This window comes from Streptomyces sp. NPDC031274 (assembly GCF_055570235.1).
Genome location: NZ_JBVIHP010000006.1, coordinates 265,996 through 286,997 on the forward strand (window position 1 = coordinate 265,996; position 21,002 = coordinate 286,997).

The window sequence follows — 21,002 nt, forward strand, 5'->3', positions numbered from 1 at the left end:
CCCTCAGCCCCGGGCTCGGAGACGGTCGGTGCTGTCCTCGCTGGGCTGTACGACGACGATGCCCTCCCCGGAGAAGCCCATCTGGTAGGCCTCGCCGCTGCCGCGCCCGATGAGCGAACCGGCCTTGAAGCTGCGCTTGCCCTTCACCTTGAGGTTCGGGGACCAGGCGATCAGGGCGTCCGGGTCGACGTACGTCTCGTCCTCGCCGCGGCCGCAGTCGACGACGACCGGGGTGCCGCGGGAGGTCAGCGCCACCCAGCCCTGGCCGGAGAGCTTGATGTTCCACAGGCCCTGACCGGCGAACTTGGCCATGCCCTTGACCCGCTCGACGCCCCACTGGAGGGATGTGTCGAAGGCCAGCAGGTTCGTGCCGTTCACCGAGAGCGAGTCGCCCGCCAGATTGATGACGACGACGTCGGCTCCGTAGTCGGCGAGATAGAGCAGGCCGTCTCCGGAGCACTTCATCAGAGGTGCGCCCTCGCCGGTCATCCACTCCTTCGCGATCTGGCGGACGGCGGGCGGATTGGGCTCGTACTGCACGAACCCTTCGTAGGCGACCATCGAGCCCACGCGCGCGAGGAGGTCGTTTCCGGTCTGCATCGCCACCTTGAGCATGTGGTGGCCGTGGTTCTCCATACGGGCAGCGACAGGCGCCGCGGCGAAGCCCGCGAGTTGCTGATTCATGACGGGCTCCCTCAGACCTCGAACGGCTGGACGATGATGAAGTTGCCGGGTGCGCCCCGGAACTGCAGGTTCACGCTCTCCCCCGTGGAGCCCGCGTACGCGTTGCTGCGCAGCCGGACCTGGCTGGAGACGATCGCCTGAGCCGCCGCCGACCAGGCGACCACGGCGTTGCAGTCGGCGAACGTCGTCGGCGTGACGGGCAGGACGACGGGCACACCGTGCGTCTTGACGATGACCGTGCCGGTGCCCTGGAACTGCATCACGAACAGCGCGCCACCGGGGATCCCGTGGCCCTCGATCCTGCGCACCTCGTGCTGGAGGGACTCGTCGAACGCGAGGACGTTCTCCGCGGAGACACAGATCGCGTCGCCCTGGAGCTCGATGGGGTGCAGATGCGTGGCTTCCTCGGCGAGGAAGACCTGGCCCCGGCCGGAGCAGCGCATCAGCTGCATCTCCTGGCCGGTGGAGTTGCCCACGACGCGGCCCGCGAAGCCCGCGCCCTTGTAGCTGAACTCGACCTTGCCCTGGTAGAGCACCATGCTGCCCTGGCGGGCGAGCACGGCCTGCTCGCTGACGCCGAGGTCGACGCGGATCAGCTTCTCGTTCTGCTGTGTCCAGCGCTGCCCGGTGGGGGCCTCGCGGTACGCCGCGAGAGCCGCGGTCACGCCGCCGGCCTGCGGGGAACCCTGGGGGACGCCGGCTCCGTACGGGGACGGGGCGGCGGGCTGACCGGGGAACTGCCCGGAGGGCTGCTGGCCGTAGCCGGGAGGCATCGGAGCGCTGGGCTGCTGGCCGTAACCGGGCGGCGGGGGCGCCGACTGACCGGGCACCTGGCCGAACTGCGGCTGCTGCTGCGGCGGTTGCTGGCCGGGCTGTCCGTACGGCGCGGGGGGCGGCGGGGGCGGAACCGTGCCGCCCTGCGGCTGGTTCGGCTGATGCATCGGCGCGACGATGGTCTGTGCGGCGTGTATCGACGGATCGAAGTTCTGGGCCGGAGCAGGGGCCGGAGCAGGGGCGGGCGCGGGGGCCGGAGCAGGCGCGGGGGCCGGGGCCGGGGTCTGTGCGGGGGCCGCCGGGGCGCCGAACGCGGGCGGGGCTGCGGCCTGGCCGGGCGGCGCGAAGGACGGCGCACCGGTGGCCTGCGGTGCCTGCGGCGCGGGCTCCTCCTCGGCGACCTCGCCGCCGAAGTTCTTCAGGAGCGCGTCGAGACCGCCGTCGAAGCCCTGGCCGATCGCGGCGAACCGCCAGACGTCCTTCATATAGAAGTCGCCCAGCATCACGGCACGTTCCGTGGAGAACTCCGCGCCGTTGAAGGAGTAGCGGGCCACTTCCTCGCCGCCCGCGACGATCCGGATGTAGCCGGGGGCGACCTGCGACATCTGCCCCGCGCCGTCGATCGTCGCGGTGAACGACAGCTTCTTGATCTGCGACGGGATCCGGTCGAGCGTGACCCGGAAGGACTCCGTGTCACCGGCCTGCGCCCCGAGGAGCTGGATGGACTCCTCGGGCGACTTCGGCTGGTTGAAGAAGATGAAGTAACTGTCGTCCGAGAGCCGCTCGTCCGCGTCCAGGCCGAAGCAACTGATGTCGAAGCTCAGTCCGGGGGCGGAGATCTGCACGCCTACGTACAGATCGGTGCCCGCGGTGAGGTCACTGATCTTGGCCTTGTGGCCGCGTTGGAATTCCCTGGCCATACGTAACGACCGTCCCCCATCCCGAATGTAAATGCGTCGCGTCAGGCTAACCGCAAAGTCCGACAGCGGGCCAAGCCGGTACAGACCCGGTACACAACATCCGAGGGGGGCGGAAGTTCACTCGTCGCGCGCGGCGGGCTGGTGGGGCAGCCGGTCGGCCGCGACCACACCTTCGAGGTACCCACGAGCCCGCTCCGTCCGGGGGTAGGCCTCCAGGAGCTGCCAGAAGTCGGATCCGTGTCCGGGTACGAGGAGGTGCGCGAGTTCATGGACGAGTACGTAGTCGACGACGTACTCGGGCATGCCCTGCAGCCGGTGCGAAAGCCGGATGCTGCCCTCCGCCGGGGTGCACGATCCCCATCGGGTGTTCTGGTTCGTGACCCAGCGAACGGACGCGGGCCTGGCCCGACCGTCGAAGTACTGCTCGGAGAGCCGCTCGGCGCGCTCGACCAGCTCCGCGTCGCCCAGGACCCGCTTGCTCTCCTGGGCCGCGAGCTTGTCGAGCATGACGTTGACCCAGCGCTGTTCCTCGGCCTCGGACATGCGGGCGGGGATGAGCACGACGGTGCGATCGCCCTCTCGGTACGCGGAGACCGTTCGGCGGCGGCGGGCGCTCCGTCTGACCTCGACCGCGCTCGCCCCGTAGCCGGGTGACGGCGGGCTGGTCATGCTGCGCTGTGGGTTTCCGGCGCGGTGCAGTGGGTCGGCGGGCACGCCCCGACGTTACCCGCTGGGCAGGGGGGAAGTCCCGCCTCCGGATCGGTTCGGCGGGGTATCGCTCCCCGTCCGATCGATTAGTACGACGAATACCCCCTGCCTGTGGACAACGCTCGGCGGGTATCCGTCGGAGCGGGCATTCTGGCTGACGACCGGCGATGCGGACGGGGATCGACAGCGCCGGACGACCACGGGGGGCGACCATGCATCCGATCTTGAAACCGGCGTTGCGGCGCGGCTGGCGCGATCTGAGCACCATCCAGTTCGGCGTGGCGCCCGCACACGCCCAGGTGCTCGGTCCTGTCGACACGGCGACGGGCAGTTTCCTCCAGCTCCTGGACGGGACACGCGGGCTGCCGCTCCTTCGCGACGAGGGAAGACGAATGGGGCTGCCCGACGATCATGTGGACAAGCTGGTGCGTCGGCTGTCCAGGGCCGGGCTGCTCGACGATGCGACGGGAGGCGGCGCTGCGGCCGACGCCCTGCGCAAGCGGGGCCGGGCCATGGACCGGCTGCGCCCGGATCTGGCCTCTCTGTCGGTCGTGACGCGCGAGCCGGGCGACGGAATGAGGAAACTGGCCGCGCGCCGCGCCATGCGGGTCCAGGTCCGGGGCGCGGGCCGGGTGGGTGCGGTGGTGGCCTCGGTCCTTTCCGGGGCAGGCGTGGGGCAGGTCGATGTGATGGAGGGAGGAGTCGTCGAACCCTGGGATGTGGCGCCGGGCGGTCTGCCCGCCGACACGGTCGGCGATCGCAGGGACGCGGCGGCCCGGCGGGTCGTGCGGCAATCGGCTCCGGACCAGCCGCCCCGTCGGGGACGGAAAGGAGCGGGGGCACCAGGAGAAGGGGAGCCGGGACTCTCCCTGGTGATCATCGCCCCGCGGGACGGTCTTGACGTTCATGCTCCCGACCCGGTCGCCGCGGAGCCGTTCGTCTCGTCCGGAACACCGCATCTTTACGCGGGCGTGATCGAGGGAACCGGAGTGGTGGGGCCGCTCGTCCTGCCGGGGACGACGGCCTGTGCGGGCTGTCTGGCGCTGGAGCGTGCGGACCGGGATCCCACCTGGCCACGGATGCTGGCGCAGTGGCGTTCGGGACGCGCGCGCCATGTCACCGCGTGCGATCTGGCCCTGTCGACCACCATCGCCGGCCTTGCCGCGGCGCATGCCCTCGCTTTTCTGGACGGGGCGGCACCGGCGAGTGCGGGAGCCCGCTGGGAGGCGTCGGTGCCCGGGTTCGACTGGCACGCACGGCCGGTTTCACCACATCTCGCGTGCCCGTGCGGGGCGGGAGTGGTGGATAAGGGGGAACACCCCGCCGGGGACAGAGAGCCGCACGACACAATGGCCGGGTAACCGCCTGACAAGGCGTGGCTGTCTGGGATTTGGAGGGGCGCATGTCTGATCTTCCCCGGAAGGCGGTAACCCGTACCGCCAAACTGGCCGCGCTGCCACTCGGCTTTGCCGGGCGGGCGACCTGGGGTCTCGGCAAGCGGATCGGAGGGAAATCGGCGGAGATCGTCGGCCGTGAGCTTCAGCAGCGCACGGCGGACCAGCTGTTCAAGGTGCTCGGCGAGCTCAAGGGCGGCGCCATGAAGTTCGGCCAGGCCCTTTCGGTCTTCGAGTCGGCGCTGCCGGAGGAGGTCGCGGGGCCCTATCGCGCCGCGCTGACGAAACTGCAGGAAGCGGCACCGCCGATGCCCACGCGCACCGTGCACGCCGTGCTCGCTGAGCGGCTCGGCGATGACTGGCGCGAGCTGTTCCTGGAGTTCGAGGACAAGCCGGCCGCCGCCGCTTCGATCGGCCAGGTCCACCGGGCGGTGTGGGGGGACGGGCGCGAGGTCGCGGTCAAGGTGCAGTATCCGGGGGCGGGCGAGGCACTGCTCTCCGATCTGAACCAGCTCAGCCGGTTCGCCAGGCTTCTGGGGCCGTTGATTCCGGGGATGGACCTCAAGCCGCTCATCGCGGAGCTGCGCGACCGCGTCTCCGAGGAGCTCGACTACAGCCTTGAGGCCCAGGCGCAGCACGCGCACGCCGAGGAGTTCGCGGACGATCCGGATGTCGTGGTGCCCGATGTGGTGCACCAGAGCGAGCAGGTCCTGGTGACGGAGTGGATCGACGGGGTGCCCCTGTCGGACGTGATAGCGGACGGCACGCAGGAGCAGCGGGACCGGGCGGGACAGCTCCTTGCCCGCTTCCTCTTCTCGGGTCCGGCGCGCACCGGCCTGCTGCACGCCGATCCGCACCCGGGCAACTTCCGTCTGCTGCCCGACGAGAAGGGCGGCTTGCGGCTCGGCGTCCTGGACTTCGGCACGGTGGACCGGCTGCCCGGCGGACTGCCCCCGACCATCGGCCGCTCCCTGCGGATGACGCTCGACGGCGAGGCCGACGCGGTCTACGCGATGTTGCGCGAGGAGGACTTCGTCCAGGAGTCCATCGAGCTGGAGCCGGACGCGGTCCTCGACTATCTGCTGCCGATCATCGAACCGATGCTGGTGGAGGAGTTCACCTTCACCCGCGGCTGGATGCGCGGCCAGGCGGCGCGGGTGGCCGATCCCCGCTCCCCCGCCTATCAGTTGGGCAAGCGGCTGAACCTCCCGCCGTCGTATCTGCTGATCCACCGTGTGACGTTGAGCACGATCGGGGTGCTCTGTCAGCTCGGGGCGACGGTGCGGATGCGGGACGAGCTCGAGGAGTGGCTGCCGGGCTTCGTGGAAGAGGAGCCTCAGGAGCAGGAGGCGGACGATCCGGCGGCCGGGGCCTGAGGCTGTGGCCCGCCTCACCGTCGGCTCGCCCTCGCCGTCGGCTCGCCCTCACCACCAGGGTGAGTCGAGTCGTCCCTCGATGGCTCTGATGTTCTCGCGGGCGCAGGAGTCACAGAAGTAGCGGCGGGCGCCGTTCTCCACGGAACAGGTCCAGGTGGGCGGCGCGCCTTCGGCGACCGCTCCGCAGCGGGAACACACGAGATTCTCGGCGCCCGCGGGCTGAGGATTCTGCTGGTCCACCCAGCGACCATATCGCCGCTTCCGGAGCTTCGCCCGGCACAACGCACCGCGGGGGCCGGTCCGTTCGGACCGGCCCCCGCGGGCATCGTGGTGAAGCTCAGGCAACGCTCCGGCTCGTCACTGCATGACGGCCAGGGCGAGCGCGCGCTTGGCGCGCAGCGACGCGCGCTCGGCACGACGCTGCATCCGTCGAGCCGCCATCACACGGGCGGCCGGGCGCTGGGCCTCGGCTTCCAGCATGCGTTCGTGCATATGCGCACGAGCCAAGGCTTCTGGGATGAGTTGCATCTCGCGGGTCCTGTTCTGGCGCGAGTCGTTCGCACCGGTGGTGGTGAAGTCCTGGGGGGCGGCGGAGCCTGCGGGCTCGGCGGTGGCTGTCTTCATCGGGGCCTGCTTCTTGGGGTCGTGCGTCAGGGGGTGATCGATCGTTCCGATGGCGTTCATGCGGCAACAACCGGGTTCTTGCGCGGACGGCCACGGGGCCGCTTGCGGGCAACGACGACACCCTGGACGAAGAGCTCGCCGCCCCAGACGCCCCACGGCTCGCGCCGCTCCTTGGCGCCGGCCAGGCAGGCCTCCATCAGCGGGCAGGTACGGCAGAGGGACTTGGCGTACTCGACGTCCGCCGGCGACTCGGCGAAGAAGACCTCCGGGTCGTAGGCACGGCAGGGGACGGGTACGCCGAGGTTCTCGATGGCGTCGTCGAGCGCGGTGAGCGCGGTGAGGGGAGTCAAGGTCGGGTCCTCCGTGGGAGCGGGCGGGGGGAGAGTCTCTGAAGGCGGTACGGACGGGGCGTGCGCTTCGAGTTGCACGGTGGTGTTTTCCTCGTCTGGTCGTGCCGGCCTGGGTCGGCCGGTTGGCGGCTGGTACCGGGTCTTGCTCGGCCCCTTCGCTCCGTCATCCCGTTTTGGGGAAAACAGAAGGGCCGCGGATCCCGGGTGGGGTTCCGCGGCCCTGAAGGCGCCGGTCTGATCGAGGATCAGACTGGATCACTCCAGGGTTCGAGCCCACGGAAGGCCCACATCATGTGGTGGTGCTTCGTCGTCTGCTGCTTCGTGGATGCGGCACCGGCTGCGGCAAAGGCATAGGCCTTGGCCTGTCCTGTCGCTACTGCTTCCGGTGCCTTGGTCGCTCGCTCGTCGCCCTCATTGACCTCACGCGTCGGAAGAACGTTGAGACGCGGGAGGGACAGAGGCAGGACGGAGGACTCCGGACGGACGGCGGCGGCAGCGATGCCACCGGACAGACCGGTGCCCAGGTTCGAGAAGCCGAGCAGGCAGGAAGCGACGACCGAGCGATCGGTCATTTTCACGGTGCTGATGAAGCTCTCGTTGATGCTGATCACTGGAATCGCCTCCTCTCGGCGTCTATGGGATCGGCCGGAACCGATCCTGCGGGCTATTAAGTACAGCACGGGGCGAGGGCTTCGGAGAAGCCGCCGTTCCCGTGCTTAAGAACCTATGGGTCTTCCTTGCGCATGCGCAAACTATTTTTTCGACGAGTTTGAATCAGTTGCCATCGGCGCCCCTTACACCCTCTCCACCTGCACAAATGGCGAGGACATCAGATCCATAGCGGTTGAGCTTGCGCACACCGACGCCCGGGATCCGGGCCAACTCGCCCTCCTCGTCGGGTGCGGCCTCCGCGATGGCGATCAAAGTCTTGTCCGTGAACACGCAGTACGCGGGCTGTCCCAGCTGCTGCGCCTGGCCCGATCGCCACTCCCGCAGCCGCTCGTAGAGCCCCTCGTCCATGTCGGACGGGCAGTCCTCGCACCGCATCAGTTTCATCTCGCCCGCGTCCGTCAGGCTCCGTCCGCAGACGCGGCACCGGGCCGGGGACCTGCTCGTCCGCCGACGGCTCCTGGCGCCGCCGCTCTCCTCGCCGCCGCTGCCGTAGCCACGCTCGACACCGCCGGGCCCGCCGCCCGCGGCGCGCGATCCCGTGCCCGCTCCCGAGCCCGGGCGCAGCCCGTCCAGGAAGCGGCTGGGGCGGCGTCCCGCGCGACCGCCCGGTGAGCGGGAAAGGGCCCAGGAGAGGGAGAGGTGGAGGCGGGCCCGGGTGACGCCCACGTACAGGAGGCGGCGCTCCTCCTCGACCTGCTCGTCGGTCTTGGCATAAGTGATCGGCATCATGCCCTCGGCGAGGCCGACCAGGAAGACGGCGTCCCACTCCAGGCCCTTGGCGGCGTGCAGCGAGGCGAGGGTGACGCCCTCGACGGTCGGCGCGTGCTGGGCGCTCGCGCGCTCGTCGAGCTCCCCCACGAGGTCGGAGAGCGTCGCCCCGGGCTTGGCACGCTCGAAGTCCTCGGCGAGACGCACCAGGGCCGCCAGGGACTCCCAACGGTCGCGGGCCGCGCCGGAGCCCGCCGGGGGCTGTGTGGTCCAGCCCTTCGTGGAGAGGACGGCACGCACCTGCGAGGGCAGGTCGACGACGTCGTCGAGCAGGGAGTCGTTGCCTCCGAAGCGCGCCGCGCCGCGCAGGGCCGCGCCCGCCTCCCGGACCTCGGTGCGCTCGAAGAACCGCTCGGCGCCGCGCAGCTGATAGGGCACGTTGGCGTCGGCGAGCGCCTGTTCGTAGATCTCGGACTGGGAGTTCGTGCGGAAGAGGACCGCGATCTCGCTCGCCGGGACGCCGTCGGCGATGAGGGCCCTGATGCGGCGGGCGGCGCCTTCGGCCTCGGCGGGCTCGTCCGCGTACTCCGTGTAGACCGGCTCGGCCCCGGCGTCGCGTTGCGAGATCAGTTCGAGGCGGTGATCGGCGGCGCGGCCCCGGGCCTGGGAGAGCAGGCCGTTGGCGAGGTGGACGACCTGGGGCGTCGAGCGGTAGTCCCTGACGAGCTTGACGACCGTCGCTCCGGGGTGGCGGGTGCGGAAGTTCAGCAGGTGGTCGGGGGTAGCGCCGGTGAAGGAGTAGATCGTCTGGCTGGCGTCGCCGACGACGCAGAGGCTGTCGCGGTCGCCGAGCCACAGCTCCAGGAGGCGCTGCTGGAGCGGGCTGACGTCCTGATACTCGTCGACCACGAAGTGCTGGTACTGGGCGCGGACCTGGTCGGCGATGTCGTGGCGGTCCTGGAGGATGCCGACGGCCAGGAGCAGGACGTCTTCGAAGTCGATGACGGCGCGGTCCCGCTTGAGGTCCTCGTACGCCCCGTAGATCTGGGCGATCTCCGCCGCGTCCCGGGGGATGAGGCGGCCCGATTTCGCGGCGGCGGCCGCATAGTCCGCGGGGACGGTCTGGGTGACCTTGGACCACTCGATCTCGCTGGTCACGTCGCGCAGTTCATTGCGGTCGAGGCGAATGCGGGAGGCGGCCGCCGCGTCCGCGACGAGTTTGATCTTGCGGTCGACGATCCGGGGCAGCTGGCCACCGACTGCTTTCGGCCAGAAGAACTGGAGCTGGCGCAGGGCTGCGGAGTGGAACGTGCGTGCCTGGACTCCGGAGGCGCCGAGCTGGCGCAGGCGTCCGCGCATCTCGCCCGCCGCGCGGTTGGTGAACGTGACGGCGAGCACGCTGGCGGGCTGGAGGATCCCGGCGCGCACGCCGTAGGCGATCCGGTGGGTGATCGCCCGTGTCTTGCCCGTCCCGGCGCCCGCCAGGACACACACCGGTCCGTGCAGGGCCGTCGCCACCTCGCGCTGCTCGGGGTCGAGCCCGGCGAGCACCGCGTCGGCAGAGTCCGGGACCTGCGGGAAGAGGGTGGAGTGCGTTGCTGCTGTCACCCCGCCATGCTGCCAGGTCGCCGGAGACGCGTGAGCCCGTTGTCCACAGGGAGGCCCGCGCGGTCGTACTAATACGGGAATGGTGGCCGGGTCACGTACGTTCAGGTCATTGCGATGACGCACCCCGAGCAACAAAGGAGCGCGAGACACATGCCGGGCACTGTGACGATGTACAGCACCACGTGGTGCGGCTACTGCCGCCGGCTCAAGGGCCAGATGGACCGCGAGGGCATCACGTACAACGAGATCAACATTGAGCACGACCCGGATTCCGCGGCCTTCGTCGAGAAGGCGAACGGCGGAAACCAGACGGTTCCCACCGTTCTCTTCCCTGACGGCTCGACGCTGACGAACCCGTCGCTCGCACAGGTGAAGCAGAAGCTGACCGCCTGAGCGGCTGGCAGGGCCCCTTCCGCCGGAGGCGGTCCTAGCCGACAGTGCCCGGCTTAGGCAGGGGCTTGCCGTACCAGAGCTCGATCAGTCGGGCCGCAATCGAGATTCCGTACGGAGGCAGAACCTCCCCGGACTCGAATGCGGCCCGCAGGTCTTCCCGGGAGAACCAGCGGGCCTCGGAGATCTCCTCGCCGTCCACGTTGATCTCCGACGACGTGGCGTCGGCCATGAAGCCGAGCATCAGGCTGGAGGGGAACGGCCAGGGCTGGCTCGCGACGTACTCGACGTCGCCGACCACGACACCGGCCTCCTCCCAGACCTCGCGCCGCACCGACGTCTCGATGGACTCGCCCGGCTCCACGAAGCCCGCCAGCGTCGAGAAGCGCCCCTCGGGCCAGTGCACCTGGCGGCCCAGGAGCGCGCGGTCCTGGTCGTCCGTCACGAGCATGATCACGGCCGGATCCGTACGCGGGTAGTGCTCGGCGCCGCACGCCTGGCAGCGGCGGATGTGGCCGGCCGCCGCGATGACGGTGCGCTCGCCGCAGCGCGAGCAGAAGCGGTGCAGGCGCTGCCAGTTCTCCAGGGCGACGGCGTGCACCATCAGGCCCGCGTCACGGGGCGACAGGAGAAGGCCTGCCTCGCGCAGGCCCGCGGGGCGCGCCTGCTGGTCCATGCGGCCCGGCAGGGAGTCCTTCTGCAGTGCGAAGTAGCTGACGCCGTCGTCGTCCGTGCCCAGGAAGTAGCGGTGGGCCTCGGTGAGGGGCGCTTCGAAGGTCGGGGTCATCACCAGTTCGGTGTTGCCGTCCGGCGTCTCGTCGATGAGTACCTGTCCGCCGGAGACCACGAAGACCCGTGTCGTGGGGTGGCTCCAGGCGGCGGCGAGCCAGGCCTCGTCGAGGCGGTGGTGGGCTGCGCGATCGATGCCGCTCGGTGCGGTGAGCGAGACGGGACGGTCAGCGGTGCGGTCGGTCCAGGTGGTCACAGGTGCTTCCAACTCCCCCGATGGAATGGGTGGTTCAGCAGGATCATCAGGTCGGGTGGTCTCAGTGTGCGGCGCGCCAGTGCTCGGCGAGGTCGCCCCACAGGTAGGCCGTCGTCTCGACGCCCTTGAGGAGCAGATCGATTTCGACCTTCTCGTTCGGCGCGTGCCAGCCGTCGGACGGCACGGAGATGCCCAGGAAGAGCACGGGGGCGGCGAGTACGTCCTGGAGATCGGCGGCCGGTCCCGAACCGCCCTCTCGGGTGAAGCGGATCGGCTGTTCGAAAGCCTTGCCCATCGCCCGTACGACTGACTGCAGGGCGGGGTGGTCGAGCGGCGTCAGGCACGGGCGCGTGGCGGAGCCGAAGGTGATCGTGTGGCTGATTCCGTTCGGCAGCTGGCCGGCGACCCAGGTGCGCACGGCTTCTTCGACACGGTCCGGGTCCTGGCCCGCGACCAGCCGGAAGGAGAGCTTCAGGAAGGCGGACGACGGGACGATCGTCTTGCCGCCCGGTCCTTGGTAGCCGCCGCCGATGCCGTTGACCTCGGCGGTGGGGCGGGCCCAGATGCGCTCCAGGGTGGTGTGGCCCGCTTCTCCGTGGGTCGCGTGCGACTTGGCCGTGCGCAGCCAGCTCTCCTCGTCGAAGGGCAGCTCGGCGAAGAGCTCGCGCTCGCGGTCGGTGAGTTCGGTGATGCCTTCGTAGAAGCCGGGGACGGCCACGCGCGCGTGCTCGTCGTGCAGCGCGGCGACGAGGCGCGCGGCCGCGGTCGCCGGGTTCGGTACGGCGCCGCCGAAGGAGCCCGAGTGGATGTCCTGGTCGGGTCCGCGCAGCTCGATCTCGCAGTCGGCGAGGCCGCGCATGCCGGTGCAGACCGTCGGGGTGTCCTCGGCCCACATGCCGGTGTCCGAGACGATCACCGCGTCGGCCGCGATGCGCTCCTTGCGCTCCTCGATCAGCGCGCGGAAGTTCGGGGAGCCCGACTCCTCCTCGCCCTCGATCAGGAGCTTGAGGTTCACCGCGGGGGCGGTGCGGCCGGTGGCGGCGAGGTGGGCGCGGACGCCGAGTGTGTGGAAGAACACCTGGCCCTTGTCGTCGGCCGCCCCGCGCGCGTAGAGGCGGTTTCCCTGGACGACGGGCTCGAAGGGGTCGGTGTGCCAGCCGTCCTCGCGGGCCGCGGGCTGCACGTCGTGGTGGCCGTAGACGAGGACCGTGGGGGCCTCGGGGTCCCCGGAGGGCCAGTCGGCGAAGACGGCGGGAGCGCCGGCCGTCGGCCAGACCTCGACGGTCGGGAAGCCGGTCTCCTTGAGCTGGGCCGCGAGCCAGTCCGCGCTGCGCCGCACGTCCTGTCCGTGATCGGGCTGTGCCGACACGGACGGGATGCGCAGCCACTCGGCGAGATCGTCGAGGAAGGCGGCACGGTGGGTCTGGATGAACGTACGGACGGCGCTGCCGCCACTGACGTCGCTGTCAACGGACTGGCTCATGGTCACGAGCCTATCCGCCTCCGGGAGCCGACTCGTCCGCTGGTTCATCCCCCGGACGCCCGCCCGGTTCCTCCAGGAGAATCCGCTCAAGATCGGCCCGGCCCGGCAGGTGTGCGGGGCGGGAGATCTCACCGCTGCGCACGTACAGGAACGACGCCTTCACGGACTCCGGGGGCACGTCGTGCAGCTCGGCCCAGGCCAGACGGTAGACGGCGAGCTGGAGGGGGTCGGCGGTGCGGTTGCGGCTGGTCTTCCAGTCGACGATCTCGTACGTCACGTCATCGCCGTCGACCTCCTTGTAGACCGCGTCGATCCGGCCGCGGACGACGCGGCCCGCGAGCGTCAGCTGGAAGGGCACCTCGACGCGGTGAGGAGTGCGGTGGGCGTACTCGGTGCGCTCGAAGGCCTCCTTGAGTGCGTCCAGATCGCGTTCGTCGGCGATCTCGGCCTCGCCGGGGCCGCCGCCCGGCAGGTCCTCGGGGGCGAGCAGCGGGAGGCGCAGCTCCTCGAAGCGGGTCTCGATCCAGGCGTGGAAACGGGTGCCCCGGCGGGCCGCGGGCTGCGGCGGGCGTGGCATGGGGCGCGCGAGCTCCTGCGCGAAACCCTCGGGGTCGGCGGCCAGGCGCAGCACTTCGGACGCGGTGAGCGACGCCGGTACGGGAATGTCCCTGATCGCCTCTCGGGCGCGCAGGAGTTCGCCGGTGAGGGCGTCCAGGTCTCGGTCCCAGGAGGCGAGCGTGCGGGCCTCCTCCGGGGTGAGACGGGGCTCCTCCGGAGTGAGGCCGGGCTCCTCAGGGATGGTGTCGGCAGGGTGCGGGTGGGCGGTCGCGGAGGGCAGGGGGGCCACCTGGTGCGGGATCGCCGGACGGGCCGATGTCCAGGAATCCCACTCCTCGGAGTCGGCGTCGGACGGCTCGGCCTCTCCGTAGGGCGGCTCTTCGTCCTCCTCCGGAGGGGGCGGCCAGTCCGGGTCGTCGGACGGGGGCACGTCGTCGTACGCCGAAGGGTGGGGCTCTTCGTGCGAGCGGGCGTCGCCGCCCGGAGCCACCGCCCCCTCCCCCGTCAGGCTGTCCAGATGCGTGAGGACCGTCTGTGCGGCGGCCCGGCGGCGGGCCAGGGACATGTCGTCCAGCGGGAGCGGCCACGCGTGTTCGGCCGCGGCCTCCGCAAGGGCGGGGTTCTCCTCACCCTCCTCCGGTTCGTCCGCCCAGGCCTCGATCTCTCCGTGGCCCACCGCGCAGTGGTCGTACAGCGCCTTGAGGAAGTCCGAGGGGCCGCGCGGCTTCTTCTGCGAAGGGCCCCACCAGTGGCCTGAGCCCAGGAGCAGCGAGCGGGGGCGGGTGAACGTCACATAGCCGAGGCGGAGCTCCTCGGTGCGCTGGTGGTCCTTCATGTCCTCGTGGAACGCCTTCATGGACCGGGAGTCCCACGCCTCGATGTCGGGCAGGGTCGCCGCGTCCCCGCGCAGCGCGTGCGGGACGACCTTGCCCTGCGCCGTCCACTTCTCGCGGCCCTGGGTACTGGGGAACGTCCCGGTGACCAGGCCGGGGACGGCCACGACGTCCCACTCCAGGCCCTTGGACTTGTGCGCGGTGAGCACCTTGACGGTGTTCTCGCCGCCGGGCAGGGCGTTGTCCAGACCCTTCTCGTACTGCGCCGCCGTCCGCAGGAAGGCGAGGAAGGCGAGGAGGCTCGCCCCGCTGTCGTTCGCGGCGAAGGACGCGGCGACGTCCAGGAAGTTCGACAGCGTCTCGCGGCGGCGGGCCGCGAGGGCGTGCGGTGACGCGGAGAGCTCGACTTCGAGCCCCGTGACGGCGAGCACCCGGTGCAGCACGTCCATCAGCGGGTCGGCAAGGGAGCGGCGCAGGTCGCGCAGTTCGGCGGCGAGGCGGGCGAACCGCACCCTCGCCTCCGGCGAGAAGGGCAGACCGTCGTCCTGTGTGTCCTCCTCCAGAGGCGTCTCCAGGAACGTGTCGAGCGCGTCCGCGAGCGATATCACCTCGGCCGGGTCGACCCCCTCGACGGCTTCGGCGAGCCGCCGGTCCGGGTCGTCGGGGGCCGCGTGCCCGTGCCGTACGAGAAGGCGTGCGCGGCGGCCCAGGAGGGCGAGGTCGCGCGGGCCGATGCGCCAGCGCGGGCCGGTCAGCAGGCGCACCAGGGAGGCGTTCGCGCCCGGGTCCTGGAGCACCTCGCAGACGGCGACGAGGTCGGCGACCTCAGGCAGGTGCAGAAGCCCGGAGAGGCCCACGACCTCCACGGGGACGTCGCGGGCGACCAGCGCTCCCTGGATCTGTGCGAAGTCCGTCGCCGTGCGGCACAGGACCGCGATCTCGCCGGGGGCCTTTCCGGTGCGCACGAGGTGCGCGATGGAGTCGGCGATCCAGTCGATCTCCTCGGCGTGCGTACGCAACAGGGCGCAGCGCACCATGCCGTCGCGCTCGGCGCCGGGCGCGGGCCGCAGGGCCTCCACGCCCGCGTGCATCGCGCGCAGCGGCTCCGCGAGGCCGTTCGCGAGGTCCAGAAGGCGGCCACCGCTGCGGCGGTTCTCGCTGAGCGCGTGGCGGGCGGCGGGGCGCCCGTCGGCGTACGCGAAGTGCTCGGGGAAGTCGTCCAGGTTCGCCACGGACGCGCCGCGCCAGCCGTAGATCGCCTGGCAGGGGTCGCCGACCGCCGTCACGGGGTGGCCCGTGCCGCCTCCGAAGAGGCCTGCCAGGAGGATGCGCTGGGCGACCGACGTGTCCTGATACTCGTCGAGCAGGACGACCCGGAACTCCTCGCGCAGGATCTCGCCGACCTCCGCGCGGGTACGGGCCAGTGTCGCGGAGAGGGCGATCTGGTCGCCGAAGTCGAGGAGGTCGCGGGAGCGCTTCGCCTCCCTGTAGCGGCCGACGAGCTCGGCCAGTTCGAGCCGGGCCGCCGCCGTCTCCGGCACCTTGCGCAGGTCCGCGTTGGAGAGCTTGGCGCCCTCCAGGGCGTGCAGCAGTTCCGTGTCGTACGCCCGGAGCCTGTCGGGGCGCACGAGGTGCTCCGCGAGCTCGCTGTCGAGCGCGAGGAGGTCGCTGACGAGGTCGGGGAAGGAGCGGGTCAGCGCGGGATACGGTCCTGGCGCCTCGCGCAGCACGCGCGCTGCGAGCTGGAAGCGGGTGGCGTCGGCGAGCAGCCGGGCGGTGGGTTCGAGCCCTATGCGCAGGCTGTGGTCGGTCAGGAGGCGGCCCGCGAAGGCGTGGTAGGTGGAGATGACGGGCTCGCCCGGAGGGTGGTCCGGGTCGAGCGCGTCGGGGTCGGTGACCCCGGCCTTGATGAGCGCCTGCCGCACGCGCTCGGCGAGTTCGCCCGCCGCCTTGTTCGTGAACGTCAGGCCGAGGACCTGCTCCGGGGCGACCTGGCCGGTGCCGACCAGCCAGACCACGCGGGCCGCCATCACCGTCGTCTTGCCCGACCCGGCTCCGGCCACGATCACCTGCGGGGCGGGCGGCGCGGTGATGCAGGCCGTCTGCTCCGGGGTGAACGGGATACCGAGGAGCTCTTTGAGCTGCTCGGGGTCGGTGATACGAGGTGGCACGTCAGAGAGGCTAGCGGCGACCACTGACAACCGGGGCGTACCCGGCCATCAGGGGCCGCAGCCAGGGAGCCGTCAGAGGCCGCGGCCAGAGGGCCGTCAGGGGCCGCCGCCGCGAGGCTGCCGGCGGCCGCTGCCGGGACCGGGGCCGGAACGGACGGTCAGGAGCCCATCAGCTTCTTCAGGTCGTCCTGCTCGACGACGTCGTCGGCGGCCGGAGCCTTGACGACGACGGGCTTGCCGTAGTCGCTGAAGTTCAGCTTGACGGGGTCGTCGCCGCCCTTCTTGTCGATCTGCAGGAAGTACGGCTTCCCCTCCAGAGCGACGTGGTACGTGAGGGTCTGGCCGCCGTCCTTCTTGGTGAGGACAGCCGTCTTCTTGCCGTCGATCTCGGCGTCGTCCCCGCGCTTGAGACCCTTGAGCTCCTTGGACTCGAACATCTGGTCCCGGTCGCAGGTCTTGGCCGTCTGGCCCTGCGGCGACTTCATCCAGCGGCCCTTGAGCTTGGCGCCCAGGGCGGAGCTGCCCGTGCTCTTCCAGAACTTGTCGTCGCCCTTGAAGTACGAGGACTTGCCGGACACGAGGATCTCGCCGGTGCCGGTGGACGGAGAACCCGTCTTCCCCTTGCAGTCGTCGGACTTGGCGACGGCGAAGTCGACCTGCATCGGCTTGCCCTGCTGCTCGCCCTTGCCGGTGACCTTGAAGGAGCCCGCGCCCTTGGAGGCGTTGACGGCCTTCTTGGCGATCTGGTCGGCACTCTTCCCCTTGAAGGGGTCGTTGCCGCCGTCGTTGCTGCAGCCCGTGACGCCGACGACTGCGGCGGCGCAGACGACTGCCGCGGCCAGGAGCTTCCGGTTGGCTGCCATGTGTGTTTCTCCTCGAAAGACGTTGAGCTTTGCCGCGACCTTAGATGGCCTGTGCGGCTGCTATGTGCAGGGGCGCGGGAAGGTGACGTTGGCCACTGGCGTCCCGGTTGGTGCCCATTGGTGTCATTCCACCACCTGCCGGCCCTCGGGCCGCGCACTGCACGAGGCACGGAAGGCGCAGTGCGTGCAGTGCTGGCCGGTGGTGGGTGAGAAGCGCTCGTCGAGGACCTTGCCGGCCGCGGTGGCGAGGAGGTCGCCCACCCACTCCCCGGAGAGCGGCTCCTGGGCCTGCACCTTGGGCAGGGACTCACCGCCGTCCTTCTTGGCGGCGCCCTGGCGCAGTTGCACCAGTTCCGCGCCGCCCGCCTCAGGACGTACGCCTTCGAAGACGTCGTCGACCGCGCCTTCGCGCAGGGCGAGCTGGTAGACGGCGAGCTGCGGGTGGCGGGCCACCTCGGCGGCGGTGGGGGTCTGTTTGCCCGTCTTGAAGTCGACTACGTAGGCACGGCCCTGCGCGTCCGTCTCGACCCGGTCCATGGAGCCGCGCACGCGTACTTCGTACGGCCCCGCTTCGAGGGTGACGTCGAAGTCGTGCTCACTGCTGACGGGGGTACGGGTCGCGCGGTCCGTCACATGCCACTGGAGGAAGCGTTCGAGCGCCACGCGCGCGTGCTCCTTCTCCTGCGCCGACTTCCAGGGGGCGTCGAAGGCCAGCGCGTCCCAGACCGAGTCGAGGCGCTCCATGAGGACGGCGAGGTCGGCGGGTGTCGTGCCGGACGCGACCTCGTCGGCCAGGACGTGGACCACGTTGCCGAAGCCCTGGGCGGCGGTCGAGGGGGCATCCGCCTTCACCTCGCGGCCCAGGAACCATTGCAGGGAGCAGGTGTTGGCGAGCTGGTCCAGGGCGCTTCCGGAGAGGACGACGGGCTTGTCGCGGTCCCTCAGGGGGACCTCGCTCGCCGTCGGTTCGTACATGCCCCACCAGCGGTACGGGTGCGCGGACGGCACCAGGGGGCGCCCGTCGGCGTCGCTCAGCGCGGCGAGCCGGGCCAGCCGGTGGGCGGCGGCCTCGCGCAGGGGCTCCGAGACCCGGGGGTCGACGGTGGTGGAGCGCAGCTCGGCGACGAGCGCGGAGACGGACAGGGGGCGGCGCGGGCGGCCCGTGACGTCCTTGGGCTCCACGCCGAGTTCGGTGAGGAAGCGGGACGGCTGGTCGCCGTCGTCCGCTGGCGCCTTGACGGCGGTGACGACGAGGCGTTCACGCGCGCGCGTGGCGGCCACGTAGAACAACCGGCGCTCTTCGGAGAGGAGCGCTCCGGGGGTGAGGGGCTCGGCAAGGCCGTCGCTTCCGATGCGGTCGGCCTCCAGGAGGGAACCGCGACGACGCAGGTCCGGCCAGACGCCTTCCTGGACTCCCGCGACCACCACGACCCGCCACTCGAGGCCCTTGGAACGGTGCGCCGTCATCAGGCGTACGGCGTCGGGGCGTACCGCCCGGCGGGTGAGGGTGTCGGCGGCGATGTCCTGCGCCTCGGTCTCCTCCAGGAAGTTGAGGGCGCCGCGCCCTCCGGTGCGTTCCTCCGCGCGGGAGGCGTACGCGAACAGGGCGCAGACCGCGTCGAGATCACGGTCCGCGTTCCGCCCGGCGGCGCCGCCTCGACGCGCGGTCCGCTCCAGGCGGCGCGGCCACGGTGTGCCGTCCCACAGCTCCCAGAGCGCCTCCTCAGCGGTGCCGCCGCCCGCGAGACACTCACGGGCCTTACGAAGCAGCGCACCGAGCCGCTGGGCGCCGCGCGCGTACGCGGGGTCGTGCGCGACGAGCCGCTCCGGTTCGGCGAGCGCGCGGGCGAGCAGCTCGTCGGAGGGCGCCGGAAGATGGTTCCCCGCAGCCCGTTCCTCCGCCCGAAGCGCCCGCCCGAGCCGACGGAGGTCGGCGGCGTCCATACCGGCGAGGGGCGACGTGAGGAGGGTCAGGGCGGTCTCGGTGTCGAGCCAGGCGGGGGCAGTGGTGGGGGCGGGAGCGGTGGTGGCTGCGGGGTCGGCATCGGCAGCCTCCGGCGCGGCCCCGGCCTCAGCCCCGGACGCCCCGGACGCGCCCTCCGACCCGGCCCCGGGCTCACTCTCGCCCTCGGCGTCAGACCCAGATGCGGGCCCACCCTCCGACTCAGGCCCGGCATCAGCCCCGTCCCCATCCCGGTCCCCGACCCCGTCCCCGACCCCGTCCCCGTCCCCGTCCCCATAAGGCGAAGCCTGCGACACCACCGCCTCCGCCACCGCCCGCAGCGCCGTCAGCAGAGGCGTGACCGCCGGCTCGTGGCGCAGTGCGATGTCGTCGCCGTCTATGTCCAGGGGGACGCCCGCCGCGGTGAGGCTGCGGCGGAACGCGGGGATCGTGTGGGCTCCCGCGCGGACCAGGACCGCCATCTCGTTCCAGGGGACGCCGTCCTCCAGGTGCGCGCGGCGCAGGATGTCCGCGATGTTGTCGAGCTCGGCACCGGATGTCGGATAGGTGTACGTATCGACGCGGCCGCCGTCCCGGACCGCGGTCAGCTCCCGGTGGGCCCGTACCTTCTCCGCGGGGAGCCTGGTCAGCGGCATGCGCCGGGTGAGCAGGCGGGTGGCCGCGAGGAGAGTGGATCCGGACCTGCGGGAGGTCGTCAGGACCTCGACCGGCGCCGGAGTGCCGTCCGCGCGCGGGAAGTCGGAGGGGAACTCCAGGATGCCGTTCACATCGGCGCCCCGGAAGGTGTAGATCGACTGGTCGGGGTCGCCGAACGCGACGAGGGAGCGCCCGCCCCCGGCCAGCGCGTCAAGGAGCCGCACCTGCGCCGGATCCGTGTCCTGGTACTCGTCCACGAACACCGCGTCGTACTGCGCGCCGAGCGCCCGCGCGACCTCGGGACGCCGCGCGAGCAACACCGCGCGGTGCACGAGTTCCGCGTAGTCGAGCACTCCTTGCATGTCGAGTACGTCCAGGTACTCCGCGAGGAACGCCGCCGCCGCACCCCAGTCCGGGCGCCCCGCGCGGCGGGCGAAGGCGTTCAGGGCGTCGGGGCCGAGGCCCAGTTCACGGCTCCGGGCGAGCACCGCGCGCACTTCGTCGGCGAAGCCCCGCGTCGTCAGGCAGGCCCGCAGTTCGTCCGGCCAGCGGATGCGGGAGCGCCCCTCGCCCGCCAGGTCGATCTGGCCCGCGAGCAGCTCCCGTACGGCCACGTCCTGCTCGGGACCCGAGAGGAGCCGGAGCGGCTCGACGAACAGGTCCGCGTCCTGGTGGGCGCGGATGAGGGCGTAACAGAAGGAGTGGAAGGTCGTCGCCTGCGGGGCGTCGGCCGCGCCCATGCGCAGCGCCATGCGGTCGCGCAGTTCCACCGCGGCCTTGCGGCTGAAGGTGAGGACGAGGACCCGCTCCGGCTCCGTGCCCTTCGCGATCCGGGCGGCGACGGACTCCACGAGCGTCGTCGTCTTGCCGGTGCCGGGCCCCGCCAGGACGAGCAGCGGCCCTCCGGGGTGGTCAACCACCGCACGCTGTCGTGCGTCAAGACGAGGGGGAGCCACGTGGACCGGCGGGGTACGCACCAGCCGATAGGCACCCTGGGACCCCTGCCGCACCTGGAGGTGCGACGGGTGTCGGGTGTGCCGGGCGGAAGAAGTGGAGCTCACGTGGGTCGCCGGTCCTGGTGGGTGTACGGGTCGAAATTCAGCTGCGCGATGGCTGCGGGGTGAGAGAAATGCGTGCTGTCGACGCTACGCCAGCGGGCGTGTGTGACGCGTGGCTTCCCTCGTACGGGCCAGCAGGCATGCGTGACGCGTGGCTTCCCCCGTACGGGCCAGCGCGCGTGCGTGACGCATGGCTTCCCCCGTACGGGCCACCGGCCCCCCACGACGCCCCGGGATGGCCGAA

Annotated in this window: 16 protein-coding genes; 3 read left to right on the plus strand and 13 right to left on the minus strand. The window is 71.3% G+C overall.

All coding sequences use genetic code 11. The features are described from left to right. Window positions 1–3: 3 nt before the first annotated feature. The 3 genes from ACZ5CR_RS13020 to ACZ5CR_RS13030 all read right to left on the minus strand — a co-directional run bounded on the left by ACZ5CR_RS13020 (window position 4) and on the right by ACZ5CR_RS13030 (window position 3,092). A complete protein-coding gene (locus ACZ5CR_RS13020) occupies window positions 4–684 on the minus strand; it encodes an AIM24 family protein (RefSeq protein ID WP_453531842.1) in 681 nt (226 codons plus the stop codon). 11 nt (window positions 685–695) lie between these two features. Then, a complete protein-coding gene (locus ACZ5CR_RS13025) occupies window positions 696–2,378 on the minus strand; it encodes a TerD family protein (protein ID WP_468856732.1) in 1,683 nt (560 codons plus the stop codon). A 117-nt stretch (window positions 2,379–2,495) separates the two neighbouring features. Beyond that, window positions 2,496–3,092, minus strand: coding sequence for a M48 metallopeptidase family protein (locus ACZ5CR_RS13030; RefSeq protein WP_389903440.1), 597 nt, complete (start codon window positions 3,090–3,092; stop codon window positions 2,496–2,498). A gap of 206 nt (window positions 3,093–3,298) precedes the next feature. Between ACZ5CR_RS13030 and ACZ5CR_RS13035 the strand changes: the two genes are divergently transcribed. Together ACZ5CR_RS13035 and ACZ5CR_RS13040 are read left to right on the plus strand one after the other, a co-directional pair. Further along, a complete protein-coding gene (locus ACZ5CR_RS13035; RefSeq protein WP_468856734.1) occupies window positions 3,299–4,447 on the plus strand; it encodes a ThiF family adenylyltransferase in 1,149 nt (382 codons plus the stop codon). Window positions 4,448–4,488: 41 nt separating this feature from the next. Beyond that, the gene (locus ACZ5CR_RS13040; protein ID WP_468856737.1) at window positions 4,489–5,856 is read left to right on the plus strand and encodes an ABC1 kinase family protein; all 1,368 of its coding nucleotides are present in this window, start codon (window positions 4,489–4,491) and stop codon (window positions 5,854–5,856) included. 48 nt (window positions 5,857–5,904) lie between these two features. Here the strand turns inward: ACZ5CR_RS13040 and ACZ5CR_RS13045 are convergent, their stop codons facing one another. The 5 genes from ACZ5CR_RS13045 to ACZ5CR_RS13065 form a co-directional block, all read right to left on the minus strand. Further along, window positions 5,905–6,096 carry a hypothetical protein gene (locus tag ACZ5CR_RS13045; protein ID WP_389903444.1) on the minus strand — a complete coding sequence of 64 codons (192 nt, stop codon included), beginning with the start codon at window positions 6,094–6,096 and terminating at the stop codon, window positions 5,905–5,907. A 117-nt stretch (window positions 6,097–6,213) separates the two neighbouring features. After that, window positions 6,214–6,540 carry a hypothetical protein gene (locus ACZ5CR_RS13050; protein ID WP_468856739.1) on the minus strand — a complete coding sequence of 109 codons (327 nt, stop codon included), beginning with the start codon at window positions 6,538–6,540 and terminating at the stop codon, window positions 6,214–6,216. Beyond that, window positions 6,537–6,908 (minus strand): WhiB family transcriptional regulator, encoded by a 372-nt coding sequence (locus ACZ5CR_RS13055; RefSeq protein ID WP_344522157.1) that lies wholly within the window; start codon window positions 6,906–6,908, stop codon window positions 6,537–6,539. The genes ACZ5CR_RS13050 and ACZ5CR_RS13055 overlap by 4 nt, the downstream gene beginning before the upstream one ends. A 167-nt stretch (window positions 6,909–7,075) precedes the next feature. After that, window positions 7,076–7,441 (minus strand): hypothetical protein, encoded by a 366-nt coding sequence (locus ACZ5CR_RS13060; protein WP_468856742.1) that lies wholly within the window; start codon window positions 7,439–7,441, stop codon window positions 7,076–7,078. A gap of 163 nt (window positions 7,442–7,604) precedes the next feature. Further along, window positions 7,605–9,923, minus strand: a complete 2,319-nt coding sequence (locus tag ACZ5CR_RS13065) for an ATP-dependent DNA helicase UvrD2 (protein ID WP_468856930.1) — start codon at window positions 9,921–9,923, stop codon at window positions 7,605–7,607. A 45-nt stretch (window positions 9,924–9,968) separates the two neighbouring features. Here ACZ5CR_RS13065 and ACZ5CR_RS13070 point away from each other — a divergent pair, with 45 nt between their 5' ends. After that, on the plus strand, window positions 9,969–10,211 hold the full coding sequence (locus ACZ5CR_RS13070) for a mycoredoxin (protein ID WP_468856744.1): 243 nt from the start codon (window positions 9,969–9,971) through the stop codon (window positions 10,209–10,211). Window positions 10,212–10,245: 34 nt separating this feature from the next. On the opposite strand, the gene nudC is transcribed toward ACZ5CR_RS13070, so the two are convergent. From nudC to ACZ5CR_RS13095, 5 genes are all read right to left on the minus strand, one after another. Beyond that, the gene (gene nudC / locus ACZ5CR_RS13075; RefSeq protein WP_468856747.1) at window positions 10,246–11,193 is read right to left on the minus strand and encodes an NAD(+) diphosphatase; all 948 of its coding nucleotides are present in this window, start codon (window positions 11,191–11,193) and stop codon (window positions 10,246–10,248) included. A gap of 61 nt (window positions 11,194–11,254) precedes the next feature. Next, window positions 11,255–12,676, minus strand: coding sequence for a dipeptidase (locus tag ACZ5CR_RS13080; protein WP_468856750.1), 1,422 nt, complete (start codon window positions 12,674–12,676; stop codon window positions 11,255–11,257). Between the two features lie 10 nt (window positions 12,677–12,686). After that, the gene (locus ACZ5CR_RS13085; protein ID WP_468856752.1) at window positions 12,687–16,238 is read right to left on the minus strand and encodes an ATP-dependent DNA helicase; all 3,552 of its coding nucleotides are present in this window, start codon (window positions 16,236–16,238) and stop codon (window positions 12,687–12,689) included. 158 nt (window positions 16,239–16,396) lie between these two features. After that, complete coding sequence (locus ACZ5CR_RS13090) at window positions 16,397–17,101, minus strand: hypothetical protein (protein WP_468856753.1); 705 nt, start codon at window positions 17,099–17,101, stop codon at window positions 16,397–16,399. A 123-nt stretch (window positions 17,102–17,224) separates the two neighbouring features. Next, the gene (locus ACZ5CR_RS13095; protein ID WP_468856756.1) at window positions 17,225–20,761 is read right to left on the minus strand and encodes an ATP-dependent helicase; all 3,537 of its coding nucleotides are present in this window, start codon (window positions 20,759–20,761) and stop codon (window positions 17,225–17,227) included. Window positions 20,762–21,002: the final 241 nt, after the last annotated feature.

What these genes read in the sequence shown, in the direction of transcription:
- ACZ5CR_RS13020 (WP_453531842.1), bottom strand. Translation starts at nt 684, where the DNA reads ATGAATCAGCAACTCGCGGGCTTCGCCGCGGCGCCTGTCGCTGCCCGT.
- ACZ5CR_RS13025 (WP_468856732.1), bottom strand. Translation starts at nt 2,378, where the DNA reads ATGGCCAGGGAATTCCAACGCGGCCACAAGGCCAAGATCAGTGACCTC.
- ACZ5CR_RS13035 (WP_468856734.1), top strand. Translation starts at nt 3,299, where the DNA reads ATGCATCCGATCTTGAAACCGGCGTTGCGGCGCGGCTGGCGCGATCTG.
- ACZ5CR_RS13040 (WP_468856737.1), top strand. Translation starts at nt 4,489, where the DNA reads ATGTCTGATCTTCCCCGGAAGGCGGTAACCCGTACCGCCAAACTGGCC.
- ACZ5CR_RS13050 (WP_468856739.1), bottom strand. Translation starts at nt 6,540, where the DNA reads ATGAACGCCATCGGAACGATCGATCACCCCCTGACGCACGACCCCAAG.
- ACZ5CR_RS13070 (WP_468856744.1), top strand. Translation starts at nt 9,969, where the DNA reads ATGCCGGGCACTGTGACGATGTACAGCACCACGTGGTGCGGCTACTGC.
- ACZ5CR_RS13080 (WP_468856750.1), bottom strand. Translation starts at nt 12,676, where the DNA reads ATGAGCCAGTCCGTTGACAGCGACGTCAGTGGCGGCAGCGCCGTCCGT.
- ACZ5CR_RS13090 (WP_468856753.1), bottom strand. Translation starts at nt 17,101, where the DNA reads ATGGCAGCCAACCGGAAGCTCCTGGCCGCGGCAGTCGTCTGCGCCGCC.